The sequence below is a fragment of the Pseudomonas sp. TWR1-1-4 genome, assembly GCF_049897165.1.
In the GTDB taxonomy this organism is placed as follows: Bacteria; Pseudomonadota; Gammaproteobacteria; order Pseudomonadales; family Pseudomonadaceae; genus Aquipseudomonas; species Aquipseudomonas canadensis.
In genome coordinates, this window is record NZ_JAFCVS010000003.1 from 21,275 (window position 1) to 36,949 (window position 15,675).

Annotated in this window: 13 protein-coding genes; 9 read left to right on the forward strand and 4 right to left on the reverse strand. The window is 60.6% G+C overall.

Annotated elements, in window-relative coordinates; all coding sequences use genetic code 11:
• Nucleotides 1-15: 15 nt before the first annotated feature.
• The 5 genes from ACP7C6_RS08445 to ACP7C6_RS08465 all read left to right on the forward strand — a co-directional run bounded on the left by ACP7C6_RS08445 (nt 16) and on the right by ACP7C6_RS08465 (nt 5,454).
• Nucleotides 16-657, forward strand: a complete 642-nt coding sequence (locus ACP7C6_RS08445) for a YfgM family protein (protein WP_016977673.1) — start codon at nt 16-18, stop codon at nt 655-657.
• Complete coding sequence (bamB, locus tag ACP7C6_RS08450) at nt 650-1,801, forward strand: outer membrane protein assembly factor BamB (RefSeq protein WP_122554808.1); 1,152 nt, start codon at nt 650-652, stop codon at nt 1,799-1,801. Before ACP7C6_RS08445 ends, bamB begins: the two co-directional genes overlap by 8 nt.
• A gap of 134 nt (nt 1,802-1,935) precedes the next feature.
• Nucleotides 1,936-3,405, forward strand: coding sequence for a ribosome biogenesis GTPase Der (gene der, locus ACP7C6_RS08455; RefSeq protein WP_016977675.1), 1,470 nt, complete (start codon nt 1,936-1,938; stop codon nt 3,403-3,405).
• A gap of 121 nt (nt 3,406-3,526) precedes the next feature.
• Nucleotides 3,527-4,675, forward strand: coding sequence for a pyridoxal phosphate-dependent aminotransferase (locus ACP7C6_RS08460; RefSeq protein ID WP_028617842.1), 1,149 nt, complete (start codon nt 3,527-3,529; stop codon nt 4,673-4,675).
• Complete coding sequence (locus tag ACP7C6_RS08465) at nt 4,663-5,454, forward strand: amidohydrolase (protein WP_426108614.1); 792 nt, start codon at nt 4,663-4,665, stop codon at nt 5,452-5,454. Before ACP7C6_RS08460 ends, ACP7C6_RS08465 begins: the two co-directional genes overlap by 13 nt.
• A 160-nt stretch (nt 5,455-5,614) precedes the next feature.
• Here ACP7C6_RS08465 and leuA read toward each other — a convergent pair whose 3' ends face one another.
• The 4 genes from leuA to ACP7C6_RS08485 form a co-directional block, all read right to left on the reverse strand.
• Entirely contained in the window at nt 5,615-7,294 is a 1,680-nt protein-coding gene (gene leuA, locus ACP7C6_RS08470) for a 2-isopropylmalate synthase (protein WP_016977678.1), read from the reverse strand.
• A 323-nt stretch (nt 7,295-7,617) separates the two neighbouring features.
• Entirely contained in the window at nt 7,618-8,439 is an 822-nt protein-coding gene (locus ACP7C6_RS08475; RefSeq protein ID WP_028617839.1) for a M23 family metallopeptidase, read from the reverse strand.
• A gap of 3 nt (nt 8,440-8,442) precedes the next feature.
• On the reverse strand, nt 8,443-9,822 hold the full coding sequence (gene xseA, locus ACP7C6_RS08480) for an exodeoxyribonuclease VII large subunit (RefSeq protein WP_426108615.1): 1,380 nt from the start codon (nt 9,820-9,822) through the stop codon (nt 8,443-8,445).
• A 10-nt stretch (nt 9,823-9,832) separates the two neighbouring features.
• Nucleotides 9,833-10,723: a LysR family transcriptional regulator gene (locus tag ACP7C6_RS08485; protein WP_426108616.1), complete on the reverse strand. Its 891-nt coding sequence runs from the start codon at nt 10,721-10,723 to the stop codon at nt 9,833-9,835.
• A 99-nt stretch (nt 10,724-10,822) separates the two neighbouring features.
• Between ACP7C6_RS08485 and ACP7C6_RS08490 the strand changes: the two genes are divergently transcribed.
• The 4 genes from ACP7C6_RS08490 (at nt 10,823) to guaA (ending at nt 15,624) form a co-directional block, all read left to right on the forward strand.
• Nucleotides 10,823-11,590: a sulfite exporter TauE/SafE family protein gene (locus ACP7C6_RS08490; protein ID WP_426108617.1), complete on the forward strand. Its 768-nt coding sequence runs from the start codon at nt 10,823-10,825 to the stop codon at nt 11,588-11,590.
• Between the two features lie 135 nt (nt 11,591-11,725).
• Nucleotides 11,726-12,274, forward strand: a complete 549-nt coding sequence (locus ACP7C6_RS08495; RefSeq protein WP_028617835.1) for a hypothetical protein — start codon at nt 11,726-11,728, stop codon at nt 12,272-12,274.
• 222 nt (nt 12,275-12,496) lie between these two features.
• Nucleotides 12,497-13,966, forward strand: a complete 1,470-nt coding sequence (gene guaB / locus ACP7C6_RS08500; RefSeq protein WP_016977684.1) for an IMP dehydrogenase — start codon at nt 12,497-12,499, stop codon at nt 13,964-13,966.
• A gap of 80 nt (nt 13,967-14,046) precedes the next feature.
• Nucleotides 14,047-15,624, forward strand: coding sequence for a glutamine-hydrolyzing GMP synthase (gene guaA, locus ACP7C6_RS08505; protein WP_028617834.1), 1,578 nt, complete (start codon nt 14,047-14,049; stop codon nt 15,622-15,624).
• Nucleotides 15,625-15,675: the final 51 nt, after the last annotated feature.

A 15,675-nucleotide genomic window follows, 5' to 3' on the forward strand; every position in this document is an offset into this window, starting at 1 on the left:
TTAAGGAGTATTGGGGTGTCGAGTTCTGATGATGATCAACTGGCCGAGTTCAAGGACTGGTGGCAGCGTAACGGCAAGCCCCTGGTTACTGGCGGTCTGCTGGCTTTAGTGGTGGTGTTCGGCTGGCAAGCCTGGACCAAGTATCAGGCTAACCAGTCCCAAGGCGCCTCGATCCTCTATCAGCAATTGCTGGAAACCACCCTGACGCCGGACGGCAAGCCTGATCCTGCGCAGGTTGCAGACCTGGCCGGCAAGCTGAAGAATGAATTCGGCGGTAGCACCTACGCCCAATACGGCAGCCTGTTCGTCGCGAAAGTCGCGGTCGACACCGGCAAGCTGGATGACGCCGCCGCTGAGCTGAAGGCTATCGCCGACAAGCCGACCAACCCGACCCTGGGTGAAATCGCACGTCAGCGCCTGGCTCAGGTACTGGCGGCACAGAACAAGGCTGACGAAGCACTCAAACTGCTCGACGGCGATGCTGACAAGGCATTTGTAGCCACTCGCGAAGAGCTCAAGGGCGACCTGTTGGTCCAATTGGGTCGTACCGACGAAGCCAATGCTGCGTACCAAAAAGCCAAGGCGGCGCTGTCTGATGAAGCGGCGGTCGGTGGCTTACAAATCAAGCTGGACGACTTGGCCAAAGGGGATGCGTGACGTGATCCGTTGGAAACATGCAGCATTGCTGGCTCTGGCCGTTCTGGCCGCGGGTTGCAGCAGCAACAGTAAAAAAGAACTGCCTCCGGCCGAGCTGACCAGCTTCAAGGAAGAAGTGGTCCTGCAAAAGCAGTGGAGCCGCTCCATCGGTGACGGTCAGGGCGAGACCTACAACATGTTGGTACCGGCAATCGACGGTGACAACATTGTGGCCGCTGACGTGACCGGCGTGGTGATCTCCATGGATCGCATGAACGGTGACGTGAAGTGGAAGAAAGACCTCGAATTGCCAGTCTCCGGCGCCGTCGGCGTGGGTTACGGCATGGTGATGCTCGGCACGCTGAAAGGCGAAGTCGTGGCCCTGGACTCCAGCACCGGTGAAGAGAAATGGCGCGCTCGCGTGACCAGTGAAGTCCTTGCACCGCCTGCCACCAACGGCGATATCGTCGTGGTGCAAACCCAGGACGACCGTGTAATCGGCCTCGACGCCAGCACTGGCGAACAGCGTTGGTTGTACGACAGCACCCCAGCGGTGCTGACGTTGCGCGGTACCAGTGGTCCGATTGTGACCAACAATCTGGCCGTTGCAGGCCTGTCGACCGGTAAAGTGGTCGCCCTGGATACCCAGAACGGCGTGCCGGCCTGGGAAACCCGTGTGGCCATCCCGCAAGGTCGTTCCGAGCTGGACCGCGTAGTGGACATCGACGGCGGCCTGCTGCTGTCCGGTGAAACCCTCTACGTCGCTACCTACCAGGGCCGTGTTGCCGCACTGGACCTGCAGAGCGGTCGCGTTAACTGGCAGCGTGATGCTTCCAGCTACGCCGGTGTCGCCCAAGGGTTTGGCAGCGTCTACGTAAGCCTCTCGTCCGGCACCGTTGAAAGTGTCGACGAACGTTCCACTACCGCGCTGTGGAGCAACGACTCCCTGGCTCGCCGTCAACTGTCGGCACCGGAAGTGTTCTCCAGCTACGTCGCCGTGGGTGACTTCGAAGGCTACCTGCACCTGCTGAGCCAGGTGGACGGTCGCTTCGTGGGTCGCGAGCGTATCGACAGCGATGGCCTGCGTGCGCGTCCGCTGGTCGTGGGTAACATGCTTTATGTGTTTGGCAACAGCGGCAAGCTGGAAGCCCTGACCATCAAGTAAGAACTATGCTTGGGGTAACACCCAGGCGGCCCCGCTTCGGCGGGGCATGCGGCATTTGATTATGCTGCCCCGAGCACCAGCCGCTGCCCTGCAGCGGCTTTTGTATTTTCTGAAATAACGAAGTGGAGAGCCGCATGGTTCCCGTAATCGCCCTGGTGGGCCGACCTAACGTCGGCAAGTCCACCTTGTTCAACCGCCTGACCAGGACTCGCGACGCCATCGTCGGCGACTTGTCCGGTCTGACCCGTGATCGCCAATACGGTGAGGCAAAGTGGCAAGGGCGCTCCTACATTATTGTCGACACCGGTGGTATCTCTGGTGACGAGCATGGCATGGACGAAAAGATGGCCGAGCAGTCTCTGCTCGCCATTGAAGAAGCCGATGTCGTGTTGTTCCTGGTGGACGCCCGTGCGGGCTACACCGCTGCTGACCAAATGATTGGCGAGCACCTGCGCAAGCGCAACAAGCGTTCCTATCTGGTCGCGAACAAGATCGACAACATCGATCCTGAAGCGGCCCGTGCCGAATTCAGCCCGATGGGCCTGGGCGATGCGATTCCGGTCGCCGGCGCTCACGGTCGCGGTATCACCCAGATGCTGGAAATTGCCCTGCGCGATTTCCCTAAGGATGATGTCGAGGAAGAAGAAGGCGAAGAGGAAATCGTTGCCGAAGGCGAGGAAGCCAAGCGCATTCCTGGCCCGAGCGAAAAAGACGGTATCAAGATCGCCATCATCGGCCGCCCTAACGTCGGCAAGTCGACGCTGGTCAACCGCATGCTCGGTGAAGACCGGGTTATCGTCTACGACCAACCCGGCACCACCCGCGACAGCATCTACATCCCGTTCGAACGCAACGAGGAAAAGTACACGCTGATCGACACCGCCGGTGTGCGCAAGCGCGGCAAGATCCACGAGGAAGTTGAAAAGTTCTCGGTGGTGAAAACCCTGCAGGCGATCAAAGACGCCAACGTGGTGATCTTTGTGATGGACGCCCGCGAAGGCGTGGTGGACCACGACCTCAACCTGCTGGGCTTTGCCCTGGAGGCCGGTCGGGCACTGGTGATCGCGATCAACAAGTGGGACGGCATGACGCCGAGCGAGCGCGATTTCGTCAAGATCGAGCTGCAACGCCGCCTGTTCTTCGTCGAGTTCGCCGATATCCACTTTATCTCGGCACTGCACGGCACCGGCGTGGGCAACCTCTACGCGTCCGTACAGAACTCGTTCAAGTCTGCGGTCACCCGCTGGCCGACCAATCGCCTTACCCAGATCCTGGAAGACGCCGTTGGTGAGCATGCGCCGCCGATGGTCAACAACCGCCGGATCAAACTGCGTTACGCCCACTTGGGTGGTGCCAACCCGCCGATTATCGTGATCCACGGTAACCAGATCGAGAAGGTGCCGAAGTCCTATGTGCGTTACCTGGAAAACACCTACCGCCGTGTCTTGAAACTGGTCGGTACGCCGATCCGTATCGAGTTCAAGGGGGGCGAGAACCCATACGAAGGCAACAAGAACACACTGACTGACCGTCAGGTGAACAAGAAGCGTCGTTTGATGACTCACCACAAGAAGGCCGACAAGAAGCGCCGTGACAAGAAATAACGGCAGCTTCAAGTTGTGAGAGAGGGCTCCTTTGGAGCCCTTTTTTGTGCGCGGTGGTTTGTGCCTTGACCCGGTGCAGTTGGCAGCTTAAAACTTGGGGCTCATCTGCAGGGGCCTTTCGATGATCACCAGTAAGCTGCCGAATGTCGGCACGACCATTTTCACCACCATGTCGCAACTCGCGGCCGAAACCGGCGCGCTCAACCTGTCCCAGGGCTTCCCGGACTTCAATGGCCCCCAGGCTTTGCTCGACGCTGTGGGCAAGCACATCGCCCTCGGTCACAACCAATATGCCCCTATGACCGGTCTGCCGGTGCTGCGTCAGCAGGTGGCCGCCAAGATTGCCCGCAGTTACGGCGCCACGGTCAATGCCGACAGTGAAGTGACCATCACCCCTGGCGCCACCGAAGCGATCTTCTGCGCGATCCAGGCAGTGATTCGCACGGGCGATGAAGTGATCGTGTTCGACCCCAGCTACGACAGCTATGAGCCTTCGGTGGAGCTGGCTGGCGGTTGCTGCGTGCATGTGCAACTGAGCCTGAACGGCTTTACCCTCGACTTCGAGAAGGTCAAGGCGGCGCTGTCACCGCGCACGCGCATGATCATTCTCAATACCCCGCACAACCCTACAGGTGCCTTGATCAGCCGCGCCGAGCTGGACCAATTGGCCGAACTGATCCGTGACCGTGATATCTATCTGGTCAGCGACGAAGTCTACGAACACTTGGTATTCGACGGCGTGTCTCACGTCAGCGTGTTGGCCCACGAAGAACTCTACCAGCGCGCGTTTGTGGTCAGCTCTTTCGGCAAGACCTATCACGTCACTGGCTGGAAAACCGGCTATGTCGTCGCACCGCCAGCCCTCACCGCCGAATTGCGTAAAGTGCACCAATACGTCAATTTCTGCGGCGTGACCCCACTGCAATACGCGCTGGCCGACTTCATGGCCGAACACCCGGAACACGTCGACGAATTACCGGCGTTCTACCAGGCCAAGCGTGACCTGTTCTGCGACCTGTTGGCGCCGTCCCGTTTCAGCTTTACCCGAGTGACCGGTACCTACTTCCAACTGGTGGATTACTCACAGATCCGCCCGGACCTGGATGACGTCGCCATGTCCTTGTGGATGACCCGCGAACACGGTGTGGCCACCATCCCGGTTTCGGTGTTTTACCAGACCCCACCCCAAGGCCAGCGCCTGGTGCGCCTGTGCTTTGCCAAACGCGAGGAAACGCTGCGCCAAGCGGCGGAAAAACTATGCGTGATCTGAGTGCACTGCCGAACCTGAACATCGCCCTGGTCCAGACCAGCCTGGCCTGGCATGACCGCCAGGCCAACCTCGAACATTTCGAACTGCTGTTGGAGCAAGCCAAAGGCGCCGACCTGATTGTGTTGCCCGAGATGTTCACCACAGGCTTCTCGAAGGAGTCGCAAGCCCTTGCAGAGCCTGAAAACGGCCCGACCCATCACTGGCTCCAGGCCCAGGCGGCGAAGTACAACGCGGTGATTACCGGCAGTGTGATCATCCAGGCCGCCGACGGCAGCCACCGCAACCGCCTGCTGTGGGCGCGGCCGGATGGCGAGGTGCTGCATTACGACAAGCGCCATCTGTTCCGCATGGCGGGTGAGCATAATCACTACACGCCGGGCGAACGCCAGGTGCAGTTCGAATTGAAGGGTTGGCGTATTCGCCCGTTGATTTGCTACGACCTGCGCTTCCCGGTATGGAGCCGCGACGCCCAGGACACCGACCTGCTGCTGTACACCGCCAACTGGCCGGGTGCGCGGCGTTCACACTGGAACCGGCTGCTGCCGGCGCGGGCTATTGAAAACCTGTGCTACGTGGCGGCAGTGAATCGGGTGGGCACGGATGGGAAGGGCTTTGCTTACACTGGGGACAGCCAGGTGTTGGACTTCCAGGGTGAGACCCTGCTGAGTGCGGGGGAAGCGGACGGCGTATTTCAGGTGAGCCTGGACGCGGCGGAATTGGCGGCGTATCGCACCCGGTTTCCAGCCAACTTGGATGCTGACAGCTTCCAGTTCCTGTAGGAGCGAGCTTGCTCGCGAAAAACCTTAACAATAACGCAGCGCTATCAGGTAGCCAGCGGTGCCCTTGCGTTTTTCGCGAGCACGCTCGCTCCTACAAGGTCCGGAAACAGAAAGGCCCCTGGGTTCTTACCCAGGGGCCTTTTGTATGACAGCGAAACGTTTACGCCGCCTTGGCTTCCTGCTGGCTCAGCGAACGGTTCAGCGCGCTGAACAGCGCCTTGAAGCTGGCGGTGGTGATGTTTTCATCAATACCCACGCCATGCACCGGACGCTCACCGTTCACACGCAGCTCGATGTAGGCCGCGGCTTTGGCGTTGGTGCCTGCGCCGATTGCATGTTCGTTGTAGTCCATGATCTCCACACCAATCGGCAGGCCTGCCACCAGCGCTTCCAACGCGCCGTTGCCTTTGCCTTTCCAGTGCAGGTTGGTTTCGCCCTGGCCCTTGCCGGAGACTTCCACCTCGACAAAGCTGTTACCGTTTTCTTCCTGCAGGCGATGGCTGACCAGCGCGTACGGGGTGTTGGCTTGCAGGTATTCACGCTGCAGCAAGGCGTAGATCTGCGGCGCTGTCATCTCCAGGCCCACACGGTCGGTTTCGGCCTGTACCACTTGGCTGAACTCGATCTGCATACGACGCGGCAAGCTGATGTCGTATTCCTGCTCCAGCAGGTAGGCGATGCCGCCTTTGCCCGACTGGCTGTTCACGCGAATCACCGCCTCGTAGCTGCGGCCGATGTCGGCCGGGTCGATCGGCAAGTACGGCACTTCCCACAGCGCATCGTCTTTCTGCTGGGAGAAACCTTTGCGGATCGCGTCCTGGTGAGAGCCGGAGAACGCGGTGTGCACCAGGTCGCCGACGTACGGGTGACGTGGGTGCACCTGGATCTGGTTGCATTCCTCGACGACCTTGCGCACGCCGTCGATGTCGGAGAAGTCCAACTGCGGGTCGAGGCCCTGGGTGTACATGTTCAGGGCCACGGTGACGAGGTCGACGTTACCGGTACGCTCGCCGTTGCCGAACAGGCAGCCTTCGACACGGTCGGCGCCGGCCATCAGGCCCAGCTCGGTGGCGGCAACGCCAGTGCCACGGTCGTTGTGGGTGTGCAGGCTGATGATCACGCTGTCACGACGGTTGATATGGCGACCGAACCACTCGATCTGGTCGGCATAGATGTTCGGCGTGGCGCATTCCACGGTAGCCGGCAGGTTGAGGATCATCTTGTGCTCAGGCGTCGGGTTCCACACCTCGATCACCGCATCACAGACTTCCTTGGCAAACTCCAGTTCGGTGGCGCTGAAGGTCTCCGGGGAGTATTCGAAGGTCCACTGGGTTTCCGGCTGCTGGGCGGCGTATTTGACGAACAGCTTGGCCGCGTTGACCGCGATGGCCTTGATACCGTCCTTGTCCTGGTTGAACACGATGCGGCGGAAGGACGGCGACGTGGCGTTGTACAAGTGCACGATGGCCTTCTTGGCGCCGCGCAGGGATTCGAAGGTGCGTGCGATCAAGTCTTCACGGCCCTGGGTCAGCACCTGGATGGTGGTGTCCTCGGGGATGTGGTTGTCTTCGATCAGGGTACGTACGAAGTCGAAGTCGGTTTGCGAGGCGGCTGGGAACGAGGCTTCGATTTCCTTCACGCCGACGGCAACCAGGGTCTTCCAGAAACGCAGCTTTTTCACCGCGTCCATCGGCTCGATCAGCGACTGGTTGCCATCACGAAGGTCCGAGCTGCACCAGATCGGCGCTTCGGTGATGGTCTTCGACGGCCAGGTGCGGTCCGGGATGTCGATGGTCGGGAACGCGCGGTACTTCGAAGACGGGTCTTTGAGCATGCTCATCGGGAAATCCTTTGTTGTAGGGGCCGAGAAAAGGCGGCCTGCCGTGGAACTGTTATTGGGGATAAATCGCGGGACGAGGCAGATCGATTCAGCCTGGCAGTCGTGCGCTGACGAGGCACAGGCTGCGGTGCTGGCGGAGCTGAATGAGGGTGTGAGAGGTTTTCATAAGCCCAACCCTAACCGTCGGGGTGAAAGATGGCAAGCAGTCGCGAAAAATTGAGAGAAGTTCTGCTATCTACGCAGGAAACGAGATTTTGTGCCTGGGGATTTGTCGAAGGCTGGTTTTAATTGCGCGCCCATTATCAGGCGCGCAATCGAGCGTTTCAGGGCTGGAACGCGCCAATAAAGATCGCCGGGTCGACTCGCGCGTCGTTCAGGCTGACGTTCCAGTGCATGTGCGGCCCGGTCGCGCGGCCTGTGGCACCGACTTTACCCACCACCGCGCCACGCGCGAGCTGGTCACCGACTTTCACGTCGATCTTCGACATGTGGCAGAACATGCTGATAAAGCCCTGGCCGTGGTCAACGAACACGGTATTGCCGTTGAAGAAGTAGTTGCCTACCAAAATCACTTTGCCGTTGGCCGGCGTCTTGATCGGTGTACCGGCCGGCACGGCAAAGTCCAGGCCCGAATGGGGATTGCGCTCTTCACCGTTGAAGAACCGCCGCACGCCAAACTTGCTCGACAGCGGCCCGTTTACCGGTTTGTCCAGCACCAGGTTGCTCGGCAGGCTCGGGCTGAAACTTCGGTAAGCCTTGATCTGCACCGCCAGCTCCGCCTCGATGCGTTTCAGCTGCGCCGGGTCGGGGTTCACCTGGCTTTTGTTTTTCAGGGTGATGCGTTGTTCCGGGTACTTCTTGTAGCCAACGATAAACGGCAGGTTGCGCCCGCCGCTGCTGATGCGTTCGTTGCCTGGCTTGACCGTCAATGGAATACCGACAATCGCCAGCCAGTTGTCCGCCTCTTTCACCACCAGCACCGGCTTGCCCTGATAGGTGGCTTTTGGCGCCGCTGCTGCGGGGCCCAGCTCAACCACGGCAACGCCACCCGGCACTGGCTTGTTCAAGGTACGGGTGATGTAGCTGTCGGCGTTGGCGTTGAAGGCGAGGCAAAACAACATCAGCAGGCTAAAGAGACGTGGCATCAATCAATCCAATAACGAAAGGGTGACGGGTGTCAGGTGGTTGTCTTCCACCCGCACTTGCAATTGGCCTTCACCGAGGCGCGCGGTGAGGCGCTGGCCGGTGTGGGTTTGCGCGGCATTGCGAATCGCTTGGCCGCGCTCGTCCAGCAGGATGCTGTAGCCGCGGCCCAAGGTCGCCAGCGGGCTGACCACCTGCAGCGTCTGCACCTGGCTCTGCAGTTGCAGGCGCCGGGCCTTGAGGCCTTCGCGCATGGCGCGGGGCAGGCGTTCGGCGAGGCTGTCCAGGCGCTGGCGCAGCAGTGCCAGTTGGCGACCGGGGTGCTGGCCGGCGAGGCGGGTTTCCAGGCGGATCAGGCGCTCACGGCGGGTATTGAGGCTGCGCTCGAACGCACGGCGCAGGCGCATGTCCAGGTCATCGAGGCGCTGGGCTTGCTGACGCAGACGTTCGCCCGGGTGACGCAGGCGTCGCGCCATGCCCTCCAGTCGCAGGCGGTCATGGCTCAGGCGATTGCGCATCAGCATCACCAGGCGGCGGTGCAGGTTCTCGACCTGGCGCACCAAATGGCCGGCGTCCGGTGCCAGTAATTCAGCAGCAGCAGAAGGGGTAGGGGCGCGTACGTCGGCCACGAAGTCGCTGATGGATACATCGGTTTCATGGCCGACAGCGCTGACGATTGGCGTGACGCAGGCGTCCACCGCGCGGGCTACGGCTTCTTCGTTGAAGCACCAGAGGTCTTCCAGCGAGCCGCCGCCACGGGCCAGGATCAGCGCATCGAAGCCGCGTGCATCGGCCAGTTTCAGTGCGCGCACAATCTGCGGGATGGCTTCGCGGCCTTGCACGGCGGTGGGGATCAGGGTCAGTTCAATGTTTGGCGCACGACGGCGGAACACGCTGATGATGTCGCGAATCACCGCGCCGGTCGGTGAACTGATAATGCCGATGCGCCGAGGGTGCGCCGGCAGCGGCACTTTGCGCTCGGCGCTGAACAGGCCTTCGGCGCTGAGCTTTTCCTTCAGCGCGTCGAACGCCAGGCGCAGTGCTCCATCACCGGCTGGCTCCACGGTGTCGAGGATCAGTTGGTAATCACCACGCCCCTCGAACAGCGAAACCTTGCCGCGTACCTTCACCGCCAGGCCGTCCTTCAGCGCCTGGCGTACCCGCGCGGCGTTGTTGCGAAACAGCGCGCAACGCACCTGGGCGCCGCTGTCCTTGAGGGTGAAATACACATGGCCAGAGGCCGGGCGGGCGAGATTGGAGATCTCGCCTTCGACCCAGATATTGGTGAACACGTCTTCCAGCAACACCCGCGCACGGCCGTTCAGCTGGCTGACAGTCAGGACTTCGCGGTCCAGGCCCAGACGGGCAAAAGGATCTTTAATCATGGGCGGCAGTTTATAGGCATTCGTGCAAGGTTTGGCAGAATTGCTCCACCAGCGCGCTCGGCCTCTGCGCGCAGGCCAGGGCCACGGTGCTGAGGCAGTCCGGGTCGGCCAGGGGCAAAAAGTGCACATTGGCAGGCGCGATGTCCTGCATGGATTTTGGTAACAAGGCAATACCGAAGCCGGCCTGGATCAACTGCAATTGGGTGGTCTTGCGTGACATCACCCGTGCAGCCTTGGGGAAAAATCCCGCACGCATGCACAATTCGGCTGACAGATAACTCAAGCCGCCGCGCTGGGGATGGGGGATCGAGATAAACGCTTCGTCCTTCAATTGCCCCAGTTCGATGGGCGCATTGCTATGTGCCAGCCCATGATTCGGCGGCACCGCCAGCAACAGTTGCTCGCTGTATAAAGGCACGACTCGCACGCCTTCGCGCTGGCGCAACACGGGCAGGCGCAACAGCCCGAGTTCCAGGCGACTGTCGGCGATTTCTTCCAGCTGCGCTTCGGAGGACAGCTTGACAATGTCCATCGACACCCCAGGGCAGCGTTCGAGCAAGGTGCTGATGCCTTGCAGCAATGGGCCGCTCATCGGCACAGTGCTTGAATGGCTCAGGCGCAGCGTACCCAGTTCGCCATTACCCACCTGTGTCGCCATTTCGCTGGCCTTGAGCAATTCGCTCAGCAGGTTGCGTGCTCGCGGATAGAAGGCCTCACCCGCAGCGGTCAGTCGTGGTTGGCGTGCAGTACGCTCGAACAGTGGCGTTTGCAGCTGGGCTTCCAGCTCCTTGATCTGCCGGCTCAAGGCGGACTGCGCCACAAACAGGCGCTCGGCGGCGGCGCTGAAGCTGCCGCTGTCGGCGATTTCGACGAAGTAACGCAGTTGGCGGGTGGAAATCACGCGTCATGCCTTTTCGAGATGGGTGGAGGGCTTTGAAGATATTAGTCGCATCTCTCGGCGCTGGCTAAAGTGAAGGTCATCTCTAGCAAGGAATGACCCATGAACCCGGTTGAACTGATGAGCCAGTGGTCGTTTGGTGGTGTGGATTGGCTGGTGATCGGCCTGGGCATTGTCGTGGCCTATATCGTGTTCGGTATCGCGGGATTTGGCACCGCATTGGTGGCGGGGCCGCTGCTGATCCTGTTCATGCCGCTGTCGAAGATCATCCCACTGCTGGTGCTGCTGGATTTTGTCGCAGCGTTTGGCAACCTGCTGCAATCGCGGCAGGACGTGAACAAGCCGGAGTTGCTGCGCTTGCTGCCGTGCATGGCGATCGGTTGCACACTGGGCGTGGTGTTTTTGCTCAATCTGCATTCGGACCTGCTACTGCTGCTGATGGGCTTGTTTATCAGCGTCTATGCGGTCTACAGCTTGGCAGTGAAGGCACGGCCAGCCCAACTGGCGGCGGGTTGGTCGGTTCCCATGGGCACCGTCGGTGGTTTGTTCGGCGCATTGTTTGGCAGTGGCGGCTTTCTCTATTCGATCTATCTCAATAGCCGCCTGCCCAAGGACGCCGCGCGCGCCACCCAGAGTGCGTTGATCAGTTGCAGCACGGTGGTGCGCCTGAGCCTGTTCCTGGTAGCCGGGGTGTATGCTGATTTGCCGCTGTTGATGTTGGCGGTGTGCCTGCTGCCGGCGATGGCCCTCGGGCTGTGGTGTGGGCGTAGGCTGACGATGCGTATGTCCCGTGAGGCGTTTGTAAGACTGGTGACCTGGCTGGTGCTGGCGAGCGGTATTGCACTGATCGGACGCTACCTGAGCACTTGACCTGTGTGGGGCAGGGATTAAGCTGCCAGCCTTCAGGGCCTCATCGCCGGCAAGCCGGCTCCTACATTGAAATGCGATCAACTGTAGGAGCCGGCTTGCCGGCGATAGCGCCAGTGGCCACACCGCAGGACTCTCATGAATTCCCAAAGCATCCTTGTTCCGAAAATCTCCACTTTGCCCGTCCACGAACCCCGCGCCCGGGCAATCGTGCGCTGGCTGGTGCGCAAGAACATCATCAAGGAAGAACTCACCACTTGCGGCCGTACCGGCAATCGCATGGGCTATGCCCTCGCCGATGGCGCTCGCGCCGTGGTGTTGTACCCCGAGGCGCTGCCGTTCAACGAGCCGATCAACGGCCTGGAGATCATCTACAAGCGCTGCATCTACACGCCGGCCAAGGGTTTCCTCGAAGAAGCCGGTTGCCCGGAATGCCGCAAGGAAGTCGGTGAAGCCCTGTTCGAAAGCCTCGAAGACTGGATGCCCGGCCACACCGACAACTTCACCTGCCCGCTGTGTGGGCATGAAGACGACATCAACGGGTTCCTGTTCCTACAGCAATGCGGGTTTTCCAACCTGGGATTTATCTTCAACAACTGGGCGGAGGCCGGGTTCAAGCAGAGTTTTATCGATGAATTTGCCGATTGGCTGGACCAGAAGATGAGTTGGGTCAAAGTCGAGTTGTAACTCACTGCCGCGCACCCCCTGTAGGAGCCCGGCTTGCCGGCGATAGCGCCCAATGGTCGAGCGCCAGGCTCAAGGGCCTCATCGCCGGGAAGAAGGCTCCTACAGAGGGCTGTTTTTCCCCATCTATCAGTATTACCAAGTTTGTCAGAGTTTTACATTGAGCCCGGCAGGGTGCATGTATATAATGGCGCGCTTCCATTTTCCCGCTCGGGAGCCCCCGCGATGCTGCGTATCAGCCAAGAAGCTCTGACATTCGACGACATTCTCCTAGTGCCCGGTTATTCCGAGGTGCTTCCTAACGAAGTCAGTCTCAAGACCCGCCTAACCCGTGGCATCGAGCTGAATATTCCCCTTGTTTCCGCTGCCATGGACACCGTCACTGAAGCCCGCCTGGCCATCGCCATGGCTCAGGAAGGCGGCATCGGCATCATCCACAAGAACATGACCATCGAGCAGCAAGCTGCCGAAGTGCGCAAGGTCAAGCGTTACGAAGCTGGTGTGGTGAAAGATCCGATCACCATCGAAGCCGACGCCACCGTGCGCGACCTGTTCGACCTGACCCGCCTGCACAACATCTCCGGTGTTCCGGTGCTGCACGATGGCGACCTGGTCGGTATCGTCACTTCCCGTGACGTGCGTTTCGAGAACCGTCTTGAAGTCACCGTCCGTGAAGTGATGACGCCCAAAGAGCGTCTGGTCACTGTCAAGGAAGGCGCCGACAAGAACGATGTGCGCGAACTGCTGCACAAGCACCGCATCGAGCGTGTGCTGATCGTCGACGACAAATTCGCCCTCAAAGGCATGATGACCGTCAACGACATCGAAAAAGCCAAGGCTTATCCGCTGGCCAGCAAGGATGACCAAGGTCGTCTGCGCGTTGGCGCGGCGGTCGGCACCGGTAAAGACACGGGCGACCGTGTTTCGGCCCTGGTCGCTGCCGGCGTTGACGTGGTGGTGGTCGACACCGCCCACGGTCACTCCAAAGGTGTGATCGACCGCGTGCGTTGGGTCAAACAGAATTTCCCTGACGTGCAAGTGATCGGCGGCAACATCGCCACCGGCGCTGCCGCCAAGGCCCTGGCCGAAGCGGGCGCGGATGCGGTCAAGGTCGGTATCGGCCCAGGCTCGATCTGCACCACCCGTATCGTAGCGGGTGTGGGCGTGCCGCAAATCAGCGCCATCGCCAACGTCGCCGCAGCCCTTGAAGGCACTGGCGTACCGTTGATCGCCGACGGCGGCATCCGTTTCTCCGGTGACCTGTCCAAGGCCATCGTAGCCGGTGCTTCCTGCGTGATGATGGGCTCGATGTTCGCCGGTACTGAAGAAGCGCCAGGCGAGATCGAACTGTTCCAGGGCCGTTCGTACAAGGCTTACCGTGGCATGGGTTCGCTGGGCGCCATGTCCCAGGCGCAAGGCTCTTCCGATCGTTACTTCCAGGACTCCTCGGCAGGCGCCGAGAAGCTCGTCCCGGAAGGCATCGAAGGCCGTGTGCCGTACAAAGGCACTCTGAGCGCAATCATCCACCAACTGATGGGCGGCCTGCGTTCCTCGATGGGCTACACCGGCAGCGCCGACATCGAAGAAATGCGCACCAAGCCAGAGTTCGTACGGATCACCGGCGCCGGCATGGCTGAATCCCATGTCCACGACGTGCAGATCACCAAGGAAGCGCCAAACTACCGCGTAGGTTGATGCTTCCAGCAAACTGTTAAGTAACCGGGGCTGTTCTTCAGCCCCGAGTTGTTTCTGATTCATTAGACGAGACTGACTTCATGGCCCTCGACATTCACGCCCACCGCATCCTGATCCTCGATTTCGGTTCCCAGTACACCCAACTGATCGCCCGCCGCGTGCGCGAAATCGGTGTGTACTGCGAACTGCATCCGTTCGACATGGACGACGAAGCGATCCGCGAATTCGCACCGAAAGGCGTCATCCTCGCCGGTGGCCCCGAGTCCGTGCACGAAGCCAACAGCCCGCGCTGCCCGCAAGCCGTATTCGACCTGGGCGTACCGGTCTTCGGCATTTGCTACGGCATGCAAACCATGGCCGAGCAACTGGGCGGCAAGGTCGAAGGTTCCGAGCTGCGTGAATTCGGTTATGCCCGTGTCGATGTGGTCGGCAAGAGCCGCCTGCTGGACGGCATCGAAGACCACGTCGACGCCGACGGCCTGTTCGGCCTCGATGTGTGGATGAGCCATGGTGACAAGGTCACCAAGATGCCGGAAGACTTCCACATCCTGGCCAGCACCCCGAGCTGCCCGATCGCCGGCATGTTCAGCGACGAGCGCCGCTACTACGGCGTGCAGTTCCACCCGGAAGTGACCCACACCAAGCAAGGCGGCCGCATCCTGTCGCGCTTCATCCTCGACATCTGCGAGTGTGAGGCCCTGTGGACCCCGTCGAAAATTGCTGAAGATGCCATCGCCCAGGTTCGCGCCCAGGTCGGCACCGACAACGTATTGCTCGGCCTGTCCGGCGGCGTTGACTCCTCCGTGGTCGCAGCCCTGCTGCACAAAGCCATCGGCGACCAACTGACTTGCGTGTTCGTCGACAACGGCCTGCTGCGCCTGCACGAAGGCGAGCAAGTAATGGCCATGTTCGCCGAGAACATGGGTGTCAAAGTGATCCGCGCCAATGCTGAAGATCAGTTCTTGAACAACCTGGCCGGCGAGTCCGACCCGGAGAAGAAGCGCAAGATCATCGGTCGCACCTTCATCGACGTGTTCGATGCCCAGTCCAACAAACTGGACAACATCAAGTTCCTCGCCCAGGGCACCATCTACCCTGACGTGATCGAGTCGGCCGGTGCCAAGAGCGGCAAGGCCCACGTGATCAAGTCCCACCACAACGTGGGTGGCCTGCCTGAGGAAATGAACCTCAAGCTGGTAGAGCCGCTGCGCGAACTGTTCAAGGACGAAGTCCGCCGTCTGGGCCTGGAACTCGGCCTGCCGTACGACATGGTCTACCGCCACCCATTCCCGGGCCCGGGCCTGGGCGTGCGTATCCTCGGTGAAGTGAAGAAGGAATACGCCGACCTGCTGCGTCGCGCCGACCACATCTTCATCGAAGAACTGCGCAAGGCCGACTGGTACCACAAAGTCAGCCAGGCATTCGTGGTGTTCCAGCCGGTGAAATCGGTTGGCGTTGTCGGTGACGGTCGTCGTTACGCCTGGGTCGTGGCCCTGCGTGCCGTAGAGACCATCGACTTCATGACCGCACGTTGGGCACACCTGCCGTACGAACTGCTGGAAACTGTCAGCGGCCGTATCATCAACGAGATCGAAGGCATTTCGCGCGTGACTTACGACGTATCGAGCAAGCCGCCGGCGACGATTGAGTGGGAGTGATCCTGCAGTAGCAGGTGAACGCTGAACAACAAAACCCCGGCCATGTGCCGG

Coding starts and splice junctions, on each gene's coding strand:
- bamB (WP_122554808.1), top strand. CDS start 650: ATGCGTGACGTGATCCGTTGGAAACATGCAGCATTGCTGGCTCTGGCC.
- der (WP_016977675.1), top strand. CDS start 1,936: ATGGTTCCCGTAATCGCCCTGGTGGGCCGACCTAACGTCGGCAAGTCC.
- ACP7C6_RS08460 (WP_028617842.1), top strand. CDS start 3,527: ATGATCACCAGTAAGCTGCCGAATGTCGGCACGACCATTTTCACCACC.
- ACP7C6_RS08465 (WP_426108614.1), top strand. CDS start 4,663: ATGCGTGATCTGAGTGCACTGCCGAACCTGAACATCGCCCTGGTCCAG.
- leuA (WP_016977678.1), bottom strand. CDS start 7,294: ATGAGCATGCTCAAAGACCCGTCTTCGAAGTACCGCGCGTTCCCGACC.
- ACP7C6_RS08475 (WP_028617839.1), bottom strand. CDS start 8,439: ATGCCACGTCTCTTTAGCCTGCTGATGTTGTTTTGCCTCGCCTTCAAC.
- xseA (WP_426108615.1), bottom strand. CDS start 9,822: ATGATTAAAGATCCTTTTGCCCGTCTGGGCCTGGACCGCGAAGTCCTG.
- ACP7C6_RS08490 (WP_426108617.1), top strand. CDS start 10,823: ATGAACCCGGTTGAACTGATGAGCCAGTGGTCGTTTGGTGGTGTGGAT.
- ACP7C6_RS08495 (WP_028617835.1), top strand. CDS start 11,726: ATGAATTCCCAAAGCATCCTTGTTCCGAAAATCTCCACTTTGCCCGTC.
- guaB (WP_016977684.1), top strand. CDS start 12,497: ATGCTGCGTATCAGCCAAGAAGCTCTGACATTCGACGACATTCTCCTA.
- guaA (WP_028617834.1), top strand. CDS start 14,047: ATGGCCCTCGACATTCACGCCCACCGCATCCTGATCCTCGATTTCGGT.